The organism is Wolbachia endosymbiont of Dactylopius coccus (assembly GCF_977011065.1).
The window spans coordinates 345,960-363,617 of the sequence record NZ_OZ347065.1; the positions used below are offsets into that span (position 1 = coordinate 345,960).

General features: G+C 35.0%; 13 protein-coding genes, 2 tRNA genes and 10 pseudogenes. 14 read left to right on the forward strand and 11 right to left on the reverse strand.

All coding sequences use genetic code 11. From position 1 onward, the window contains the following. Positions 1–33: 33 nt before the first annotated feature. A pseudogene (locus ACWHVF_RS01860) lies at positions 34–786 on the reverse strand (IS5 family transposase). Between the two features lie 657 nt (positions 787–1,443). Between ACWHVF_RS01860 and ACWHVF_RS01865 the strand changes: the two are divergent. After that, the gene (locus ACWHVF_RS01865) at positions 1,444–3,381 is read left to right on the forward strand and encodes a DUF1601 domain-containing protein (RefSeq protein ID WP_064085796.1); all 1,938 of its coding nucleotides are present in this window, start codon (positions 1,444–1,446) and stop codon (positions 3,379–3,381) included. Here the strand turns inward: ACWHVF_RS01865 and ACWHVF_RS01870 are convergent. Beyond that, the gene (locus tag ACWHVF_RS01870) at positions 3,289–4,233 is read right to left on the reverse strand and encodes an Rpn family recombination-promoting nuclease/putative transposase (RefSeq protein ID WP_447933106.1); all 945 of its coding nucleotides are present in this window, start codon (positions 4,231–4,233) and stop codon (positions 3,289–3,291) included. The two genes, ACWHVF_RS01865 and ACWHVF_RS01870, sit on opposite strands and share 93 nt — an antisense overlap. 402 nt (positions 4,234–4,635) lie before the next feature. Here ACWHVF_RS01870 and ACWHVF_RS01875 point away from each other — a divergent pair, with 402 nt between their 5' ends. The 5 genes from ACWHVF_RS01875 to ACWHVF_RS01895 all read left to right on the forward strand — a co-directional run bounded on the left by ACWHVF_RS01875 (position 4,636) and on the right by ACWHVF_RS01895 (position 7,153). Beyond that, on the forward strand, positions 4,636–4,824 hold the full coding sequence (locus ACWHVF_RS01875; protein WP_082860892.1) for a hypothetical protein: 189 nt from the start codon (positions 4,636–4,638) through the stop codon (positions 4,822–4,824). Beyond that, a complete protein-coding gene (locus tag ACWHVF_RS01880) occupies positions 4,772–5,044 on the forward strand; it encodes a hypothetical protein (protein WP_447933068.1) in 273 nt (90 codons plus the stop codon). The genes ACWHVF_RS01875 and ACWHVF_RS01880 overlap by 53 nt, the downstream gene beginning before the upstream one ends. An 82-nt stretch (positions 5,045–5,126) precedes the next feature. Continuing rightward, entirely contained in the window at positions 5,127–5,402 is a 276-nt protein-coding gene (locus tag ACWHVF_RS01885; RefSeq protein WP_082860890.1) for a hypothetical protein, read from the forward strand. A 9-nt stretch (positions 5,403–5,411) separates the two neighbouring features. Next, a complete protein-coding gene (gene wmk / locus ACWHVF_RS01890) occupies positions 5,412–6,314 on the forward strand; it encodes a WO male-killing family protein Wmk (RefSeq protein ID WP_447933107.1) in 903 nt (300 codons plus the stop codon). A gap of 170 nt (positions 6,315–6,484) precedes the next feature. After that, a complete protein-coding gene (locus ACWHVF_RS01895) occupies positions 6,485–7,153 on the forward strand; it encodes a JAB domain-containing protein (RefSeq protein ID WP_447933108.1) in 669 nt (222 codons plus the stop codon). Here the strand turns inward: ACWHVF_RS01895 and ACWHVF_RS01900 are convergent. Next, positions 7,116–7,876: pseudogene (locus ACWHVF_RS01900) on the reverse strand (IS5 family transposase). The gene ACWHVF_RS01895 and the pseudogene ACWHVF_RS01900 sit on opposite strands and share 38 nt — an antisense overlap. Before the next feature lie 243 nt (positions 7,877–8,119). Here ACWHVF_RS01900 and ACWHVF_RS01905 point away from each other — a divergent pair. Continuing rightward, positions 8,120–9,080 (forward strand): annotated as a pseudogene (locus tag ACWHVF_RS01905) (IS110 family transposase). Between the two features lie 382 nt (positions 9,081–9,462). After that, complete coding sequence (locus tag ACWHVF_RS01910) at positions 9,463–9,687, forward strand: hypothetical protein (protein ID WP_128081721.1); 225 nt, start codon at positions 9,463–9,465, stop codon at positions 9,685–9,687. Here the strand turns inward: ACWHVF_RS01910 and ACWHVF_RS01915 are convergent. From ACWHVF_RS01915 to ACWHVF_RS01935, 5 genes and pseudogenes are all read right to left on the reverse strand, one after another. Further along, positions 9,669–10,589: an Rpn family recombination-promoting nuclease/putative transposase gene (locus tag ACWHVF_RS01915; RefSeq protein WP_447933109.1), complete on the reverse strand. Its 921-nt coding sequence runs from the start codon at positions 10,587–10,589 to the stop codon at positions 9,669–9,671. The two genes, ACWHVF_RS01910 and ACWHVF_RS01915, sit on opposite strands and share 19 nt — an antisense overlap. A 201-nt stretch (positions 10,590–10,790) precedes the next feature. Next, positions 10,791–10,892 (reverse strand): annotated as a pseudogene (locus tag ACWHVF_RS01920) (IS982 family transposase); the annotation flags it as partial. Continuing rightward, on the reverse strand, positions 10,871–11,305 hold the full coding sequence (locus ACWHVF_RS01925) for an OTU domain-containing protein (RefSeq protein ID WP_064124734.1): 435 nt from the start codon (positions 11,303–11,305) through the stop codon (positions 10,871–10,873). The gene ACWHVF_RS01925 and the pseudogene ACWHVF_RS01920, both read right to left, overlap by 22 nt. A gap of 24 nt (positions 11,306–11,329) precedes the next feature. Beyond that, complete coding sequence (locus tag ACWHVF_RS01930) at positions 11,330–12,352, reverse strand: hypothetical protein (RefSeq protein ID WP_447933110.1); 1,023 nt, start codon at positions 12,350–12,352, stop codon at positions 11,330–11,332. Between the two features lie 345 nt (positions 12,353–12,697). Continuing rightward, positions 12,698–13,027 carry a hypothetical protein gene (locus ACWHVF_RS01935; protein ID WP_447933066.1) on the reverse strand — a complete coding sequence of 110 codons (330 nt, stop codon included), beginning with the start codon at positions 13,025–13,027 and terminating at the stop codon, positions 12,698–12,700. A gap of 99 nt (positions 13,028–13,126) precedes the next feature. Here ACWHVF_RS01935 and ACWHVF_RS01940 point away from each other — a divergent pair. Further along, a pseudogene (locus ACWHVF_RS01940) lies at positions 13,127–13,579 on the forward strand (IS481 family transposase); the annotation flags it as partial. A gap of 10 nt (positions 13,580–13,589) precedes the next feature. On the opposite strand, the pseudogene ACWHVF_RS01945 reads toward ACWHVF_RS01940, so the two are convergent. Further along, positions 13,590–14,593 (reverse strand): annotated as a pseudogene (locus tag ACWHVF_RS01945) (IS630 family transposase). 82 nt (positions 14,594–14,675) lie between these two features. Between ACWHVF_RS01945 and ACWHVF_RS01950 the strand changes: the two are divergent. After that, positions 14,676–15,200 (forward strand): annotated as a pseudogene (locus ACWHVF_RS01950) (integrase core domain-containing protein); the annotation flags it as partial. Here the strand turns inward: ACWHVF_RS01950 and ACWHVF_RS01955 are convergent. Next, a pseudogene (locus ACWHVF_RS01955) lies at positions 15,186–15,347 on the reverse strand (ankyrin repeat domain-containing protein); the annotation flags it as partial. The pseudogenes ACWHVF_RS01950 and ACWHVF_RS01955 sit on opposite strands and share 15 nt — an antisense overlap. 275 nt (positions 15,348–15,622) lie before the next feature. Here ACWHVF_RS01955 and ACWHVF_RS01960 point away from each other — a divergent pair. Next, positions 15,623–15,854, forward strand: a pseudogene (locus ACWHVF_RS01960) (winged helix-turn-helix domain-containing protein); the annotation flags it as partial. 23 nt (positions 15,855–15,877) lie between these two features. On the opposite strand, the pseudogene ACWHVF_RS01965 reads toward ACWHVF_RS01960, so the two are convergent. After that, positions 15,878–16,063: pseudogene (locus ACWHVF_RS01965) on the reverse strand (hypothetical protein); the annotation flags it as partial. Between the two features lie 207 nt (positions 16,064–16,270). Between ACWHVF_RS01965 and carA the strand changes: the two are divergent. The 3 genes from carA to ACWHVF_RS01980 all read left to right on the forward strand — a co-directional run bounded on the left by carA (position 16,271) and on the right by ACWHVF_RS01980 (position 17,634). After that, a complete protein-coding gene (carA, locus tag ACWHVF_RS01970; RefSeq protein WP_064085567.1) occupies positions 16,271–17,362 on the forward strand; it encodes a glutamine-hydrolyzing carbamoyl-phosphate synthase small subunit in 1,092 nt (363 codons plus the stop codon). Between the two features lie 114 nt (positions 17,363–17,476). Continuing rightward, positions 17,477–17,559 (forward strand) — tRNA-Tyr (locus ACWHVF_RS01975). A 4-nt stretch (positions 17,560–17,563) separates the two neighbouring features. Continuing rightward, a tRNA-Gly gene (locus ACWHVF_RS01980) sits at positions 17,564–17,634 on the forward strand. Positions 17,635–17,658 lie beyond the last annotated feature (24 nt).

The following is a 17,658-nucleotide window of genomic DNA, read 5'->3' on the forward strand; positions in this document are numbered from 1 at the left end:
CAAGGGAGAACACTAGGCTCTGTGGACAAAATTTTAGAGAAGCCATATGAGAGCTCCAACAAAATTTAGAAATCCCATGTAAACCTCTGCGGTCTTGTCAAATCTGGAAAAAATGCGCCTAAAATTTTTAATTTTACCGAAAAAGCACTCAATCAAATGACGTTCTTTATAAATATGCTCATCATAGTATCTTTGCACTTTTCGATTCCTTTTTGATGGAATTACGATTTCACATTTCCTGTTTTCAAGGCTGACCACAAAAGCATTGCTGTCATAACCCTTATCAGCTACTACAATGGAGTTATAGACATTTTTTGTTAATACTTCAGCTTGTGTAATTTCATTCCTCTGGCCAGGAGTAAGTATAAATTTTAAAGGATTTCCCAATGCATCAACAAGTGCATGAATTTTAGTCGTAAAGCCACCTTTACTTCGCCCTAAAGCCTCTTGATCCTTCGAATCTTTTGTATATCCAGCCGAACATGGATGGGCTCTAATGATCGTACCGTCGATTATGACGGCTTCTAAATCTGGCTCTTGTTTTGTGTACTCCAATAAATTTTTCCAAATACCCCTTTCGCACCATCTCTTAAATCGTTTGTGTATACTTCTGTAATTGCCATAGATTTTCGGCAAAAGTCGCTATTGGCAACCACTTTGCGCCATATACCACACTGCTTCTATGAATATTCTTAAACGTTTTTCGTCTTTACTATGCATTCCTTTTATGCCTTTTATGAATTCTAAAATTTGTTTCCAATTTCTTTCTTTTATATAATATTCCATTCGGTAGTTTCTCCATTTTTATGTTCATTTGGTTAAACTACCACTTTTTTTCTCCCTCTTCATATTTTTTGTCCACAGAGCCTAGGTAGGAGATACAAGCTTTTTTATTGGTAGAATGTTTTCAAAAAGTTCTCTCATTTAGCATCACAAAAAATTCAATTATTGACTCTTTCTAAAATTGCAAAAAAGATCGTATATTTGTGAGAACAAGCAGCGTAAAAATAAGGTTATAAAAATAGAAGATTTAAATTATTTCCATAAGCTTAGGCAAAACAGTTCGTATGTAGATATGGATGAAATGGGCTAATATGGCTAGTTTTGATGTATAATAAAGTTGGAATATTAAAAAGTTCGTATGTATCGAGTGGTAGACCAACCCATCCCAAAAAAACTTCTTCTCACGCTAACTGGTTTTGGTTGCTGGAAATGAGTGTATCATTTAAATTTTTAGTATTATATATTGCTAAGTTAGTAGAAATTCGCTAAAAATTTTCATCAAAATTTATTCCATAAAAAATTTCTAAATAGGGATTGACAAGATTCAAGAGTGGAATATATTATAGAGTTGGGTTTGTTGTAAGATAGAAATGGGTACAAAGTTCTCCGTTGATAGAGAGCTTTAGCACCTTTTTCTTAGTTATAAAATTTGGGGAAAATATGCAAAGTGTCAGTGGTTTTTCTAAATTTGAAACACATGAAAATTTTTCAAAACAGTTAAAAGATTTTAGTGATACTTTTTTGCAAAAAAATCTGCAGGATAGGCAGGAGATTAGGAAGAAGATAAAGAATTTAGTAGGGAAATGGATACAGCGCTTTAACTCTCCAGGTGCGATAGAGGCTGTTAATGTTTCTGGTACTTTCAATACTTTGTCAAAGTTAGGAATCTTTGATAAGATATGGCAAGAAAAAGATCAAAGCAACCTCCTCAAGAATCTCATTGTTAAACTAGCAGAAAAAGGAAATGAAATATCTAAAAAATTTAATTCTCAGTATATTGCCAATACCTTAAATGCTTTATCTAAGTGGGATGTTTTTGGTAATAAGTGGAACGGTGATCAACAGGAGTTAAAAGATCTCATCATTAAGCTGGTAGATCAAGGAATTCAATCATCTACACAATTCAATTCTCAGGCTATTGCAAATACCTTAAATGCTTTATCTAAGTGGGATGTCCTTGATGAGAAGGAGTGGGAAGGAAGTGTGAAAGTAAAGAGGGAAGATGGGACAGAAGAGGAGGTTAGTAAAGTTGAACTATTCAAGCAACTCATCGTTAAGCTGATAGAACAAGGAAGTGAAAAAGACTTTAATTCTCAGGAGATTGCAAATACCTTAAATGCCTTATCTAAGTGGGATGTCCTTGATAAGGAAATAGAGGCAGGTAGTAAAGAGAAGTGCAGGGCTCTTATTGTTAAGCTGGTAGATCAAGGAATTCAATCATCTACACAATTCAATTCTCAGGAGATTGCTAATACCTTTGATGCCTTATATAAGTTTAATATCCTTGATGATAAAAAATGGGCAAAAGATAAGCAGAATAAGATTAAGTTACTAATTGTTCAGTTAGCAAAGAAAGGGCAAGAACAAGAAGTGCTTGAAAATTTTAATTCTCAGGAGATTGCCAATATCCTTAACGCCTTCTCGGAGCTAAATATTCTTGGTGACAAGTGGACAGATAATGAGCAGGAGGAATTAAAGTCTCTCATTTCTCAATTAGCAAAGAGAGGAAGTGGCATAGAGGGCTATAATCTTAAGGGCATCGCTAAGATCTATAGTGCTTTATTGAAATGGAGTAATGATGATGATGAATTCAAATCTCTCACGTACAAACTAGAAAAACAAGTTCAAGCTATTGCTCAGAAGCAAAATGAAGAAGGTAATATTTTAGATAATATAAGATTCACTTCTCAAATTATTACTGATTTACCAAATCTGAAGTCAAAAGAATTAATAACATCTGACAAACGACTGCTGATTGATTTAATGCAATGTTTGGGTAGTAGCATAGATAAAAGTAAGGTTAGTGACTTGAAGGGGGTTTTGCCGAAAAAAAATATCTTATCTGGACTAGAAGATTTTGTTAATATTGTAGATGGATTAGAGGATAAATTTGACTTAGTAGGAAAGTTTGATCAGAGTCTTATTATAATATTTAAAAAGTTATCTGATATGGCACTAGGTAGTGAATATAAAAACAAAGAGATAATAAATAAGTTGATTGGGTTGGAAGTAATAAAGGATAAAGATGCTCTTCAAAAACTCCTTGTTGGTCAACCAGAGAAAGTACCAGAGAGGAAAGAAGAAAATAAACCTGGAAGTGGTGCAACATTACTAGTACAGCCTTTCTCCGGTAAGGATGGAAGTATATCTGGATCCAGTCAATTACCCAAAAAGCAGGAGAGAGAAGAGGAAGAAAAGCTTACGATTGCTAGAAGACAATCAACCTGGAACTGCTTTAAGTGGTGCAACAATAAGCGATCAATCACCAAAAGCAAAGACGCAAGGCTAAGCTATTTCCTTCTGAAGTTGTTTTATTTCAGCTTGAGGAAGACCAGTAGATTCAGCTATCAAGTCGATAGATACGCCAGCTTTAAGTAGGTTTTTAGCCACAGCTATTTTAGCCTGTTTTTCGCCCTTCTCTTCACCGATTTGAATGCCCTCTTCCCTGCCTTCCTTTTTGCCTTTTTCATGACCGATTTGGATGCCTTTTGCAGTAGCATCATCAAGTTTTTGAGCGAGGACAGCCTGTTCATCAAGAATACGTTTTATTTCCTGTTCATAGGCAATAAATTCTTTTTCTGACCAGTTAAATCTATTTAGCTCTTCATATGCTTTTTTGATTATTAAATCACTTCCTATTATCTTTTCTAGCTCTTCTTCACTAGTCTCATCTGCATATTTAAAGAAGTAGATCCATTTCTCGACTATACTTGAAAGCTGATCTTCTTTCGTTTTTGGAAACTTTGGCAATTCAATAAATATAAAATAGAAATCTTTTAAATCATGCTCATTAGTATCTTCATCCCGAATAGTATGCTTTGATTTATACTCAGACTTATTTGGAAATAGGATACAATCTGCTATAGCAATAAAGATAATTTCCTTAAGGTCATGGTATTGATCACCCTTGTCAGCTTGTCTTGAATAAGCTTTAGCTGCGTAGTATTGAGCACGTTTTTCAAAGCCCTTAGTTTTAGCAACCTGCATCTCAATTATCCATTGCACTCCTGTGGAATCTCTACATAGTACATCAACAATGCTTTGCTTTTTAGAGGCAATATCAGGGTCTTGAATAGTACTTAAAAACTCTATATCCTGTATTGCATTTTTGCTAGTAAAGCCGAGAATATCATTGAGGAAGTGAATGAGGATATCTTTATTCTTTTCAGTGCCAAAGATACGGCGAAAGGCGACATCATTCTTGGGATCGAGAAACTTCGAGAGAGCCATAGCAAGAGTACCTAAAAAGCATTAATAATTATACACAATTGTGAAGAAATGTTCAAGTTTTTTATTTTTCTAAGTTTTGAATGCGTTGATGAAAAAAATGACTGTCAGAGATCATCTTAGAATAGCATCCTCTACTTTAGACGTCCTTTTGTACATTTTTTATCCACTCTTCTATAAAGCACTTCAAAAGCCCAGCAAATGGGTTCATGGTTTAGCAATCTCAAAGATACCTATTTTAAGTGTGAACTTCTCATTTTAGCTTGTCACATCATAGGCATTTAATATACTAGTTTTCAACAAAGGTAACAATATGCTAGCAAAATTTCTATCTCAAGCAGCTAAAGGAGCATTGTACATTGTTAAGTAGTGAGGAAAAACAAAGTCTTTATAGCAAGGTACTAAATGAAGTTACCTAGGGATTCAAGAGAAGGCATAGACCAGCTAAAGAAGTTGAGTAAAGTGGCTGTTGCAATAGAAGAAACTATTGATAGTAAGTTACTAGAACAGTTTAATCCATTAAGAGAAGTTAATATTGCCTATGCTTCTGAAGAAGCTACAAACTATTTATTTAGCCTTAGTAGAACTGTATGATTTGGAAGAGAATAGAGAAAAAGCAATTTATCAGGCAATTAAATCAAATGATAGAGAGTTAGTAAAACATCTGATGATGATTCTTACGTCAGGTGATATTAAGATTGAATTTTTTAAGGAATTAGAGATGTTACTGTCTAGAACATATGAAGAGTTAAAAGAAAACTTATCGCAGAAATTATCTAGAAAAAAATATGAGTTTAAAACGTTTTGTGTGTAATAATGTTGACGTATTAATAGCAAAGCCTGTTGATATAAGAGCAATCTATTTATAGTTCAATCTGGTGTAAATTATAAAATAGATGAGTTATAAAATAGCAGAAGGCTTAGAAGAAGGAGAATTACTATCACAAATAAATCAGATGATAGAATTGCTAATGAGGCAAGAAAGGTTTATGGAATTGGAGTATAAAGTAAGAAGATTAAAATCAGAACTTGCAAGTGGGAAGAGCAAATATTCAGATGAGGTTATGAAGTTTATTATAGAGGAACGAGAAAGAGAGATGAGAGGGGTTGAGGACAAAAGCGACCAAATAATAAGCGAAAGGGAGATCAAGATTGGGCAACAACGCAAATAGAAGACATTAGTGAGCAGACAATCTGGTTCTTTAGACTACAAAGTAGGACAAAAAGTAAAAAGGTGGAGGTTGGAGCGAGGGTATACTCAGGAGGATTTAGCAAATAAAATCGGTATAACACGTCAGGTAATGCTACAATATGAAAAAGGAACACGTAGAATTTCGATTGAAAAACTATATGCCATAACAGAGGCATTATCAGTTAGTATTACGGATCTAATTCCTATAAGAGTATCAAAAAGTTGTCTTGAAGGCGAGAGAGGAGAAATATTAAATCTAGCAAGAAATTATAAAAAGATTAATGATCAAGAATTACGCAAGATATTTTATTTATTAACTAAGTCTGCCCAGCTTAGTGAAAAAAGCAGTAGAAAAGCAGAGAGAGTAGAAATAGCAAAGAATCTGGTCAAAGCAGGAATTTCTGTTGATATTGTTTCAAAAACAATCGGCTTATCTGCTAATGAATGTATCAAGGAAAAAACAGGCTCTATATACTACAAAATAGGAAAAAAGATAAAAGAGAGGAGGCTAGTACCTCAAGAGGATTTAGCGAAGAAAATCGGCATAACGCGTCACAAAATAAGCAAATATGAGCAAGGACGAACTGCTATTCCACTTGACAAATTATATGACATAGCAGAAGCATTATCAATTAGTATTATAGATCTACTACCTGAATCAACGGAGAATGAGGTGGAAAATGAGCTACCGAGTTTGATTGAAGAATACAAAAAAATTGAGAATCAAGAATTACGCTATGCACTAATAAAAACTTTGTTTGAAGGCATACGGATTTGCGAGGAAAAAGTGAGAAAAGCAGAGAGGATCAAAGTTGCAAAGGATCTAGTGAAAGAAGGAATTTCAATCGATATTATTGTACAAACAATAGGCCTTTCTTTCGGTGAGTTTTAAATAAGAAATCAGCAACTATTAACATTTTTCATTTTTCTATAAAGAAATAAACAAAAAAAAATCGAAAAATTGACTTGACTTCCGCCAAAATGGATGGCTTTATGCCAATATTGCTAAAAAACAGCAGTAAACATTAAAAAAAAATTTATTATTAGTGAAGGGTATATTATATGAAAAATAAGAATAAAAGTAAAGATCGCAGAAAAGAAATAGAATTCAGAGCATTGGAAAGTAAAGGCCATGCTTTGTTAAATCATGAAATAATAGAAACATTTCTAAGTGCAGTGCATGATAGAGACGAAGCTCGCATTATTGCTGAAAGACTAATAGATAGTTTTGGAATAAGAGGAATTTTAGGTCAGGAAGTGGATGATCTGAAAACTATAGAAGGGATAACCGACTCCACAGTAGCAGTAATTTTATGCCTTAGGGAAGCGTCGAAGAGGGCACCAAGAGAAGAGTTAAAGAAAGGTCCTGTAATGGGTAACATGGAAACCATTGTAAAATATTTAAGGGTGAGTATTGGCTGTTCAGAGGAGGAAAAGGTAAAAATACTATATTTGGATCAAAAGTACTGCTTAAAAGGGGAGGAAGTGTTTACTGGTACAGTGGATAAGGCACCAGTGTACATAAAGGAAATAACAAGAAAAGCATTAATAAAAAATGCAACATTAATAGTAATGTCGCACAACCACACAGAAGGGAGTGCAGAGCCATCTGATGAAGATCAAGCAGCAACTAAAAAATTAACTTCAGCATGTAGTACTGTAGGCATTAGAGCTTGTCCGCAAACTACTAAATTTAGGCATATTCCCTCTTTAACATCAATCTATTCATAGCCAGATATATAAAATTTTCAGTAGATGTTGTCAGCAAATCATATTCTTTCAATAGCCTCCTATTCCTATTTATCCAAGCAAAAGTCCTTTCTACAACCCACCTTCTCGGCTGCACTTTAAATCCTGGCTCCACTTTTGGTAATAGCTCTGGTGGTGTATCTTTATGCACCCAAAATCTGCACGGAGGCCTTTTGACAATTTCAATTTCTATGTCATATTCTCTCTTTATGTGATCCTTTAAATCTTTTCCTTGGTATCCCATATCAGCCCACATCTTCCTAACATTAGTGTGTTTTTTCCTCATATTATCCAGCGCTATTTTCACACCATCTCTGTCATTTTCATTCGCAGCTCCGACATAGCAACCAAGCTTGAGTATCGGTGACTATATGCCTCTTTCTACCTTTTACTTTTTTACTCCCATCATAACCTTTAACCCCCCTTTTTCTGTCGTTTTTACCGATTACTATACACGCACTTGGCTCCTCATTCCTTCCCTTTTTTGACCTGCTATATTTAGTGATATCATAATTCACTTTCTCAAAAATTCCCTGCTTCTTCCATCTCCTAAATTGTTCATATACTGTCTTCCATGGCGTGCGGTAAATAGCGCCATTGACATCCTGTGCGTAGTACATAAAAAATTGCAGATAATACCTCTCTTTTGCTATGTTTCAGCGGCCTTCCTCCTTTCTTGTATGATACTCTAAAGTGTTTCTCTATTAGCTACCACTCTCTTTCACTTAGATCTGTTGGATACTTGTATCTTCAAGAAGTAAGATGTTAGAGCTAAAGTATCTTACAGGAAGGGTGAAGCTGTGTGGGTACTAATAGCCAGTAAGGCCGTAAAAAAGATTTGCTCCCCTTCCAGTAGAGTTAAAAGACCGAACAGTATCTTTGGAATTATATCCCGTATTACAAGGTTGGTCTAAACTCTCAATTCGTTATAGTCCTGGAGGAAATTTTATGCAAGTCAATGCTATTTTAGGTGTAGACATTTCTAAAAAGAAATTTGATGCTTGTTTATTGATAAACAACAAAGAACGACATAAAGTTTTTCACAATAATCAAGAGGGTTTTGAAAAGCTTGTAGCCTGATCATGGAGCAGACCTTATTCATCTTTGTCTCGAAGCAACTGGTTGTTATGGTGAAGATTTAGTTAACTTTATGTACGACCTGGGACATAATGTAAGTGTAATAAATCCAGCCCAAATCAAAGCTTTTGGCAAAAGTGAGCTACTTAGAAACAAAACAGATAAGTCAGATGCTGCTATGATTGCTAGATTTTGTATTGCTAACAAACCTAACCTTTGGAAACCTGCCCCTCCTGAAGTTAGGCGTTTAAGAGACTTTTATCGTTGTTTGCAAGCACTTAAAGATGACAAGTTGCAACAGATGAATCGTTTGGAAAATAAAAATATGTATTCCAGTTGCAAACAAGCCATACTTGAGGTAGTTACTACAATAGACACACAAACTGCTGCCATAGAGAAAGAAATTAACGAGCATATCAATAACTACCCACACCTAAAAAATATGATAGAAAATCTTAAGACCGTGAAAGGTGTAGGACATCTTACTGCTATTGCTGTTATTGCAGAAATGCCATTAGTTGATAATTTTGATCATGCTAGGAAATTCACAGCCTTTGCTGGCCTAAATCCAGAACATTATCAATCAGGATCTTCCGTAAGCAAAAAAAGTCGAATATGCAAAATAGGATCTGAGCGCATTCGCAAAGCTCTTTATATGCCAGCTATAGTAGTCAAAAATTTCAACCCTTACTTTCAAAAATTTTGCCAGCGTTTAACAAGCAAAGGAAAGTGTCCAATGGTTATAATTGTCGCATTAATGAGAAAACTAATGCACGTATTTTTTGGAATTCTTAAAAACAATCAACCATTTAATGGTGATTTAGTGAAATAACGTTAACGGTACGTGAGATTGTGTAACGGTTTTGAGTATTCAATATAAAGCACCGTGCTCGGAGTTTTGGTAATATAGTAGATTGTGTATTGTATCGTTTTATTTTGGTTTTAGCAGAGTGCTCGGTAGTGTAACTGTGCTTCTACACAAACTAAAAGCACAGTTACACTAATTTATAGAAGATGTAAGCCTAAATTAAATTTTCTTGTTATTTTTTATTCTTTTTTATCAAATAATTTGTTGACAGCAAGGACAGTATCTTTTTTCTCATTTCTAACCCCATTCTAAAACTCATATACTATCCCTTTTCTTGTTTGCGGACAAGCTCTTAGTAGGAAAGTTTGATCAGAGTCTTATTATAATATTTAAAAAGTTATCTGATATGGCACTAGGTAGTGAATATAAAAACGAAGAGATAATAAATAAGTTGATTGAGTTGGAAGTAATAAAGGATAAAGATGCTCTGAAGAAATCTCTAATCATTGACGGTATTGGTCAGCCAGAGGAAGTATCAGGGAGGAAAGAAGAAAATAAACCTGGAACCTGTTTTAATGATCCAACAGTAGACAAGCAGCTACAAAGGTCATGTCAGACAATTTCTTCCTGAAGTTGTTTTATTTCAGCTTGAGGAAGAGCAGTAGATTCAGCTATTAAATCGATAGATACGCCAGCTTTAAGTAAGTTTTTAGCCACAGCAATCTTAGCCTGTTTTTCGCCCTCTCCTCTGCCTTTTTCATGACCGATTAGGATGCCTTCTAGTCTACCTTTTTGAGTAGCATCATCGAGTTTTTGTTCCAAGATAGCAGCTTCTTTCTGTAAATCCATGACCCTTTCTTCATAAGCTAGGAGATCCTTCTCATTCCAATGAAACTTATCTAACTCATCATATGCTAATTTTATTATTGGTGATTTTTCTGCTATTTTCCTTAAATCTTCATCAGTTGTTTCTTCTGCATATTTAAAGAAAAATAGCCAACGGTCTACTACATTTTCTAGCTGCTCTTCCCTGCTCTTAGGAAACTTTGGCAGCTCAATGAAGATAAATTGAAAATCTTTTAAGTCATGCTCGTTAGTTTTTTCATCTCTTATGGTATGGCTAGATATATAATCAAGCTTATCAGGAAATAAATTACAATTGGAAATAGCAATAAAGAAAACCTTCTTTAAATCAATGTACTTACCACCTTTATCAGCCTGCCTTGAGTAAGCCTTAGCAGCATATAATTGAGCCCGTTTTTCGAAGCCTTTATCACGAGCGAGTTGCATTTCCGCAATATACCTATTTCCGTATGAATCCTTACAAAGAACATCAACAATGCTTTGTTTATCAGAAGCAATTTCAGGATTCATGATAGTGCTAAGAAACTCAACATCTTGAATAGTGTTAACCCCAGTAAAGCCTAAGATGTCATTTAAGAAGTGAATAAGGATATTCTTATTTTTTTCAGTGCCGAATATTTTTTTGAATGTCAAATCTAGCTTAGGATCTAAAAATTTCGAAAGAGCCATGAGAAAAAAACCTAAAAAGGATTAATAATTATACACAATTGTGAAGAAATGTTCAAGTTTTTTATTTTTTAAGTTTTGAATGCGTTGATGAAAAAATGTCTCCCATAGATGACCTTAAAATAGCATTCTCTACTTTAGATGGAGAATCTACTATTTTTTATAACCACCTCTAAAAATAGCTTTAAAAACCCCAGTTATGGATTAGCCGATAAAGAAAGACATAGAAATAGAGGGCTTTTTCGACTGCATGGAGTAGGAAATCAGAACAGAAAAAACATGAATTAAGAAATGCGTTGGTGATTGTCTGCACCAAGCATCGTACTCATTGCTCTTATTTCGGGTTCACCTCCCCAAGTATTAGGGTTTTTCATATCTTGTAAGTAATCGTCGAAACTGCGTCCACTTTCACCTTCAACAAAAGCTCTGAACTCGTTCTCATGGGAGCGTATATGATCAACCACCCGGCTACGAAATGTATTTCTCACTAAGTCTACAAATGTATCGTCGTACGTGTTATAATTCTGAACCAAATTTTTAATATGATCCAAGCCTTGTGTTACAGTTTCTCCGTTCCCAAACAAAGCTTCATATCTTTGTCGAAATAAAGCATCATTGTTTTTAACAGGTGTTAAATAAGCCAGAGCGACAGCCCAAAATAAGCAACTACCATCTGCTGGTACGTCAATTTTTGTAAATGATTCTCCTAGATTTGGCATGAACCCTCCTTTATGATATACGATTTATTTATTTAGCCCCACAGCCTTACTTAACTTGATATTAGTTAAGTCAGTACTTAAACCCAGCTCTTCAACTCCATATGATAAAAATTTATCTAACGCGTCTTTATTTCCTCTCTCCTTTAATACAGAACAAATGTGATTTGCATGCCTAGAATCCATAAATTCTTTAACTTGATTAGGACTAGCTTCATTCAATATTGCCCACACTGGTTCCATACAACCCCTATTAATTAGAGGCACTAATAACCTCCCTTGCAACACAGGATTACTCGTCATTTCTTTCTTTAATAATAAGGCACGATGACTATCAAATCCCTCCTTCATCCACATATGCATAAAAAGCTTTACTCCTGCGTCTACATAACATTCTGAGTAATTTCCCACTTCTTTTATATACTTTAACCAAACACAATAATAATTTTCTGAAATATCACATGGCTTTAAGCAGTCAAATAATTCCCGGAATTGATCAAAGCGAAGTGCATCCTGTAGCGTATTTAAACTCCCATAATAACGATTTTCAGCTAAGTCTCTTTTTAGAAGATCTGGATATTTATCAGGGCTCGTCTGACTAAAACAAAACTCAAATATCTCAGGATAACTATTACAACGACTTCCTGCTGCACGCACTGCAGTCTTCATAAAGATCTCACCTTTCTGCTGAGCACTTAACTCATCTTCAGGTAGAGACTTTATTTTATTCCAGAAAAATTCCACTGCCTCTGCTTGTTTTAAACCCATAGCACAGTCAAGACCATACTCATATGGATGAAGGCCATTTAAATCTAATTTAGAGATGTAACCACTAACAAAATGTGACCAAAACTTCCTTAAAGGACTTACTCCAAGACATCTAACCAAATGGGGATATTCTAGCAAACTAGCCTTGCCCTGGGCTGACAACCTTTTTTTTCTTTCCTCAAATAAAGCAATGATATCTTCTTCCAAGCAACACCGACAGGCAATGTTATACTTGTCAAAAAGGTTACCTGAATCCGGTGCAATCAGTTTTTTACCTACCACGTATCTATCAGAGCAACAGAGGCAGAGCAATACAAATAGTAAAAAACTCTCTAAACCTCGATCCGGAAACTTGAAAATGGAGGAAATGCTTATTCACTAAAGATGCTCTAGACCATGCCATCCCAAGAAAAATTCTTCTCACGGGCGTTGGTTTTAGTTGCTGGAAATGGTTGCATTGTTTAAGTTATTGGTGGTGTATATTGCTAAGTTAATAATAATTCATTTGGAAGTAACAGAGAAATTTACGATAATTTTATATTTTAAATGGAATGAAATCCTTTTTATTGATATTGTCCTTTTTGTGAAAAATATCCTTAACTTTCTCTCTACTTTTCCTGGGTAAGGTCACCTATTTGGGCTATAGGTTTTGGTTGTTAGTTCATGTCTTATTTGCTGAAGATACTTTTCTAAGCTTTCTGCCTCTATCGATTTGAATGTCACCCCATCAATTCCTGGTGCCCCATTACTTTTCTTTGTTAGCTTATATGCTTCTTCTAGTGTCTCCATCTTGCAAACGTGAACATAGATTCCCCAGAATCGCCATTCCGGTTCTGCCTTTGCTTTGGTATATATCTTCCTTCTCAGGTCTTGTAATTTTATTGGCATTTTTATCATTTTTACCTTTACCTTCCTTTTGTTAAAAAGATTTCTACTAGCAGGGTGCCTTTGCTCCATGAGAGTTACCTCACTTCTTCACTACTACGCACCCATCCGCCACCCTTTCATCTTCGGTTCATTTCCTGTTTTTGTGCAGTCTCACTATATAATGGTATAATATTATATGAGAAATTACCATCGAAGGAGGAATTATGGTTACATGGGTGCGCCAGAACAACAGAGGCAATTCGTAGAGCAATACAAGATAGTAAAGAGAGCATAGCAAAGCTCGCTGAGCACTATAGCCTCAACCCAAAGACCATTGTGAAATGGAAAAAGCGCTCATTCACCCAAGACATAAAAATGGGTCCAAAGCAGCCAAAGTCAACGGTTTTAACTCAAGAGGAGGAGGCTATAATCATTGCTTTTCGTAAACATACGCTTCTTCCATTGGACGACTGTCTTTATTCTTTGCAGTCTACAATTCCTCACTTAACTCGGTCTAGTTTGCATCGTTGTTTGCAGAGACATGGCATTAGCAGGCTGCCAGATGTTGAAGGAGAGGTGAAAGCCAAAAAGAAGTTCAAACAATACCCTATAGGCTATTTTCACATTGATATTGCAGAGGTTATACCAATTCTCATTGTTGGTCATTCAAATAGGATACATAGCAGAGTTGTTTAATTGTGGAGTAGGTAAGAGAAGTAATAAATTTACACAAAGCACTCTCAAGCAAAGCAATAGTATCGTATATTTTATTGCGCAAAATGTTCTGTTTTACATACAACCAAAGCCTCTCAACTGGATTGAGTTCAGGTGAGTATGGTGGTAGGTATATAATCTCAATATTTTTAGGTACCTTTAAACTTTTCGACTTATGCCAACTAGCACAATCCATAACAAGAAAGGCTTCTCGTGGTCCCAAATATTGAGACATTTGCTCAAGAAATATATTCATACAATCAGTGTTGACATTCGGTGCAAACAAGCTAGAATTCTCCCCATTTCTAGGATTAACTGCACTGTAGAGATAAAAATTTTCCCTACCTAATTTTACCTTAACTTTTGTTCTGACGCCTTTTTTAAACCATCCATGCCCGGTCTTTGAATGTGTGCCAAACCTGGATTCATCAAAGAAAAATAGCTCTTTTTCTGGATACTTACTAATAGCTCCATTGAGATTTTTTTTTGAATTCCTCTTGTTTACCTCTATCTTGTACATTATGAACCGGTCTTGGTGTAATATATGAGAATTTCATCTTTTGCATATGGCGGTGTACTGTTGATTTGCTGATATTTAAGCCGAACTTTTCCTGGATTCTTATTCTCATTTCTTTAATGGTAACATTAGGATTTTCTCCTACCCATGCTTCAATTTGCTGTAGTTGAGCATGATTTAATTTAGTTTTTCTACGCCGTTGTGGAGGAGCAAACAGTTTTTCTTCTCTGCCAAATTTCAAGAGTTTTACCCACGAAGTTAGTGCACTTCTTGAAATGCAATATATTTTTGCTACAGCCGTTATACTGTACTTTTTTGCTGCAATTACAGCATTTAATTTTTTCGAAACATATGCATTATTCCTTACTTTCTTCAGCATTTCTTTTGCTCACTTTTTCATCCAATAATTTTGATCTTAATGCCATTTATACCTCAACTATTTTACTTACTTCATTATGGCTTTTCTTCCATTGTTGTCCATCTGTTTGCCCTGTAATGGGAATTGGTATTAGAACAGAAGAGGGAAAGTTATGCTTATTTGTTGCTATAGATAGAACATCCAAATTTGCTTATGTTGAGCTGCACAACAGTGCTACAAAGACCATAGCTGCTGAGTTTTTGCGCAACTTAATCAAAATTTTACCATATAAGATCCATACTATTTTGACAGATAATGGTATACAATTAGGTGCGTCATAAGCATAACATATATTTGATCGAGTTTGTGAAGAAAATAGCATTGAACATCGTCTGACGAAAGTTAGTCATCCTTGGACAAATGGCCAGGTTGAGCGTATGAATAGGACCATTAAAGATGCCACAGTGAAAAAATATTACTACAAATCACATAAGCAGCTTAAAGAGCACCTTTACAGCTTCGTTATGGCCTATAACTATGCGAAAAGACTTAAAACTCTCAAGGGTCTGACTCCTTATGAATTTATATGTACACAGTGGATAAATCTTCCTGAATTGTTTATACTTAATCCATGCCATCATACTTTGGGACCATACATGTTTGACTATATCTGAGTGACCGTTTTCTATAGCAAGGTGCAAAAGAGTCATTCCATGATTGTCTGTAGTATTGAGATCAGTTCCATTGTCAGTAAGTTCTTTTGTCTTATGAAGATTACCTTGCCTTACAGCATCAATTAACTGTTGATTACAGATGATCATTTTCTTCACTCTTTTGGGTGTATTATAACTCTCTTTTCTAAAAACGCCAGCAAAAACCAACGCCAACCATGGGTATGTCAGGAGAAGCAGATGCTTACTTCACCGATATTATTATCCTTAATGTCATTAAGCACTCAATCATATATCATTATAAAGTATCATTAGCAATCTCTGAACAAAGTTTCTCGATTTCACTAATATGCAGTCCAGTAAATTTGGCAATAGTGTTGATATCCATTTTATCAGCAAGCATTTCCTTTGCCACAGCTATTTTAGTACACCGTAATATGCAAAGAATGAAATTCTCATATATCACACCAAGACCAGTGCATAACGGACAAGATAAAAGTAAACAAGAGGAGTTTAAAAAAAAATCTTAATGAAACTATTGTCGTGTATTCTGAAAAAGAGCTGTTTTTCTTCGATGAATCGCGGTTTGGCACACATTCAAAGATTGGACACGGGTGGTTTAAAAAAGGCATTAGGACACAGGTTAAGGTAAAACTACTATAAGGACTATCTTGTACGTTGGGATCAGCTCCCTGATTTAACAAGCATTGGACTAGTGGTGCACATGCAGCACTTTTCCTGCATTGAATGGCAATGTGCAGTAGCGTTGTTTCTACTTCATAACCATCATCTAATTTGAATCTGAAGTTTGGATTAAATTCACTACTTTTCCATTCTTCATATACATTATTAAGTTCTTCTCTCAGCTAATTTTTTATTTCATCATAAATCTCAATAGAATCACCCTTACCAGAAATATGAAGGTAGTCAACTATATATTTATATGAAAGATTGTATTAAAAGTTTTTCATGTTATTTTTTGCTGCTTCATAGTTAAATTTGGAGTTTTAGAAAGAGTTACGTATTATTTGAAATTCTTATATAATACTTTAAATGAGTTAAGAGAGAGTTAAGTGCAGAGTGCGGTTTTAGTTTTACAAGATGGCAAGTGCTTTTGGGGAAAATCAGTAGGTAAAAAAGGCAAATGTATAGGTGAGGTTTGTTTTACCACTGGTATGACAGGTTATCAGCATACTATAACTGATCCTTCTTTTGCTGATCAAATTATAACGTTCACTTTTCCTCATATTGGTAACGTTGGAATAAACCATAAGGATAATGAAGGAAAGAAAATTTTTGCAAGTGGTGTGGTTATGCGTGAACTTTCTTCTATGTCCCACCCTTCTTCATATATCAGTTTAAATGATTGGTTAGAGAAAAATAACGTGATTGGGATATCAGGAGTTGATACTAGAGCTTTAACGAGACATTTGAGAGAACATGGATCTCAAAATGGAATGATATGCCCGTCAAGCGAGACGCATGTGTTGGATGAATTGAAGAAATACAAACCTGTAAATGGGATAGAAATAACCAATAAAGTCAGCTTGCATAGTAATTTTAAAAGTGACCTTAATGCAAAATATAGGGTTGTAATCGTTGATTTTGGTGTAAAAATCAGTATAGTTTCACGCTTAATAGAACTTGGTTGTACAGTTGAATTAATCAGACCAAGCACAGGTTTTGCTCAAAAAGTGTTGAGTATGAATCCAGATGGTATAGTGCTTTCAAATGGTCCTGGTGATCCGCAAGAAATAGGAGAAAGTGTAGTTTCAGAAATAGACATTATTATAAAATCTAAAATACCAATTTTTGGCATATGCATGGGTCATCAATTACTTGCGATTACTTTGGGGGCAAAGACCATCAAGATGGATATTGGTCACCGAGGGAGTAACCATCCAGTTTATGATGTAAGTAGTGGAAAAGTTGAGATCACTAGCCAAAACCATGGTTTCGTTGTTGATTCAGCTTCTCTTCCAAGTAATGTTGAAATTACTCACATTTCTCTATTTGATAATAGTGTAGAGGGAATAATGATGAAGGATTACTCAGCCTTTTCTGTGCAATACCATCCAGAAGAAGCGCCAGGTACGCATGATTCGCATTATTTGTTTAGACGTTTTATTGGCAATATTGTGTTATATAAAATGAAATCTGCATGATTTTAATCAGGATGGGTTTTATTGCTTGATTTTTTAATTTTAGGCGTTTAGTATTAAATACAATAAGAGCTTGAGTTAAGGTACTAAAATAGCTTTCTCTTAACAAATTTTTGCGGAGGAGTGACCGAGTGGTTAAAGGTAACAGACTGTAAATCTGTCCGCGTGAGCGTACGTAGGTTCGAATCCTACCTCCTCCATTGTGCGGGTATAGCTCAATGGTAGAGCTCTAGCCTTCCAAGCTAGTGACGTGGGTTCGATTCCCACTATCCGCTCTTTTTTTTGTTGTATTTTTATAA

What these genes read in the sequence shown, in the direction of transcription:
- ACWHVF_RS01880 (WP_447933068.1), top strand. Translation starts at nt 4,772, where the DNA reads ATGCTTCTGAAGAAGCTACAAACTATTTATTTAGCCTTAGTAGAACTG.
- ACWHVF_RS01885 (WP_082860890.1), top strand. Translation starts at nt 5,127, where the DNA reads ATGAGTTATAAAATAGCAGAAGGCTTAGAAGAAGGAGAATTACTATCA.
- ACWHVF_RS01895 (WP_447933108.1), top strand. Translation starts at nt 6,485, where the DNA reads ATGAAAAATAAGAATAAAAGTAAAGATCGCAGAAAAGAAATAGAATTC.
- ACWHVF_RS01915 (WP_447933109.1), bottom strand. Translation starts at nt 10,589, where the DNA reads ATGGCTCTTTCGAAATTTTTAGATCCTAAGCTAGATTTGACATTCAAA.
- ACWHVF_RS01865 (WP_064085796.1), top strand. Translation starts at nt 1,444, where the DNA reads ATGCAAAGTGTCAGTGGTTTTTCTAAATTTGAAACACATGAAAATTTT.
- ACWHVF_RS01910 (WP_128081721.1), top strand. Translation starts at nt 9,463, where the DNA reads ATGGCACTAGGTAGTGAATATAAAAACGAAGAGATAATAAATAAGTTG.
- ACWHVF_RS01870 (WP_447933106.1), bottom strand. Translation starts at nt 4,233, where the DNA reads ATGGCTCTCTCGAAGTTTCTCGATCCCAAGAATGATGTCGCCTTTCGC.
- ACWHVF_RS01875 (WP_082860892.1), top strand. Translation starts at nt 4,636, where the DNA reads ATGAAGTTACCTAGGGATTCAAGAGAAGGCATAGACCAGCTAAAGAAG.
- ACWHVF_RS01925 (WP_064124734.1), bottom strand. Translation starts at nt 11,305, where the DNA reads ATGCCAAATCTAGGAGAATCATTTACAAAAATTGACGTACCAGCAGAT.
- ACWHVF_RS01935 (WP_447933066.1), bottom strand. Translation starts at nt 13,027, where the DNA reads ATGGAGCAAAGGCACCCTGCTAGTAGAAATCTTTTTAACAAAAGGAAG.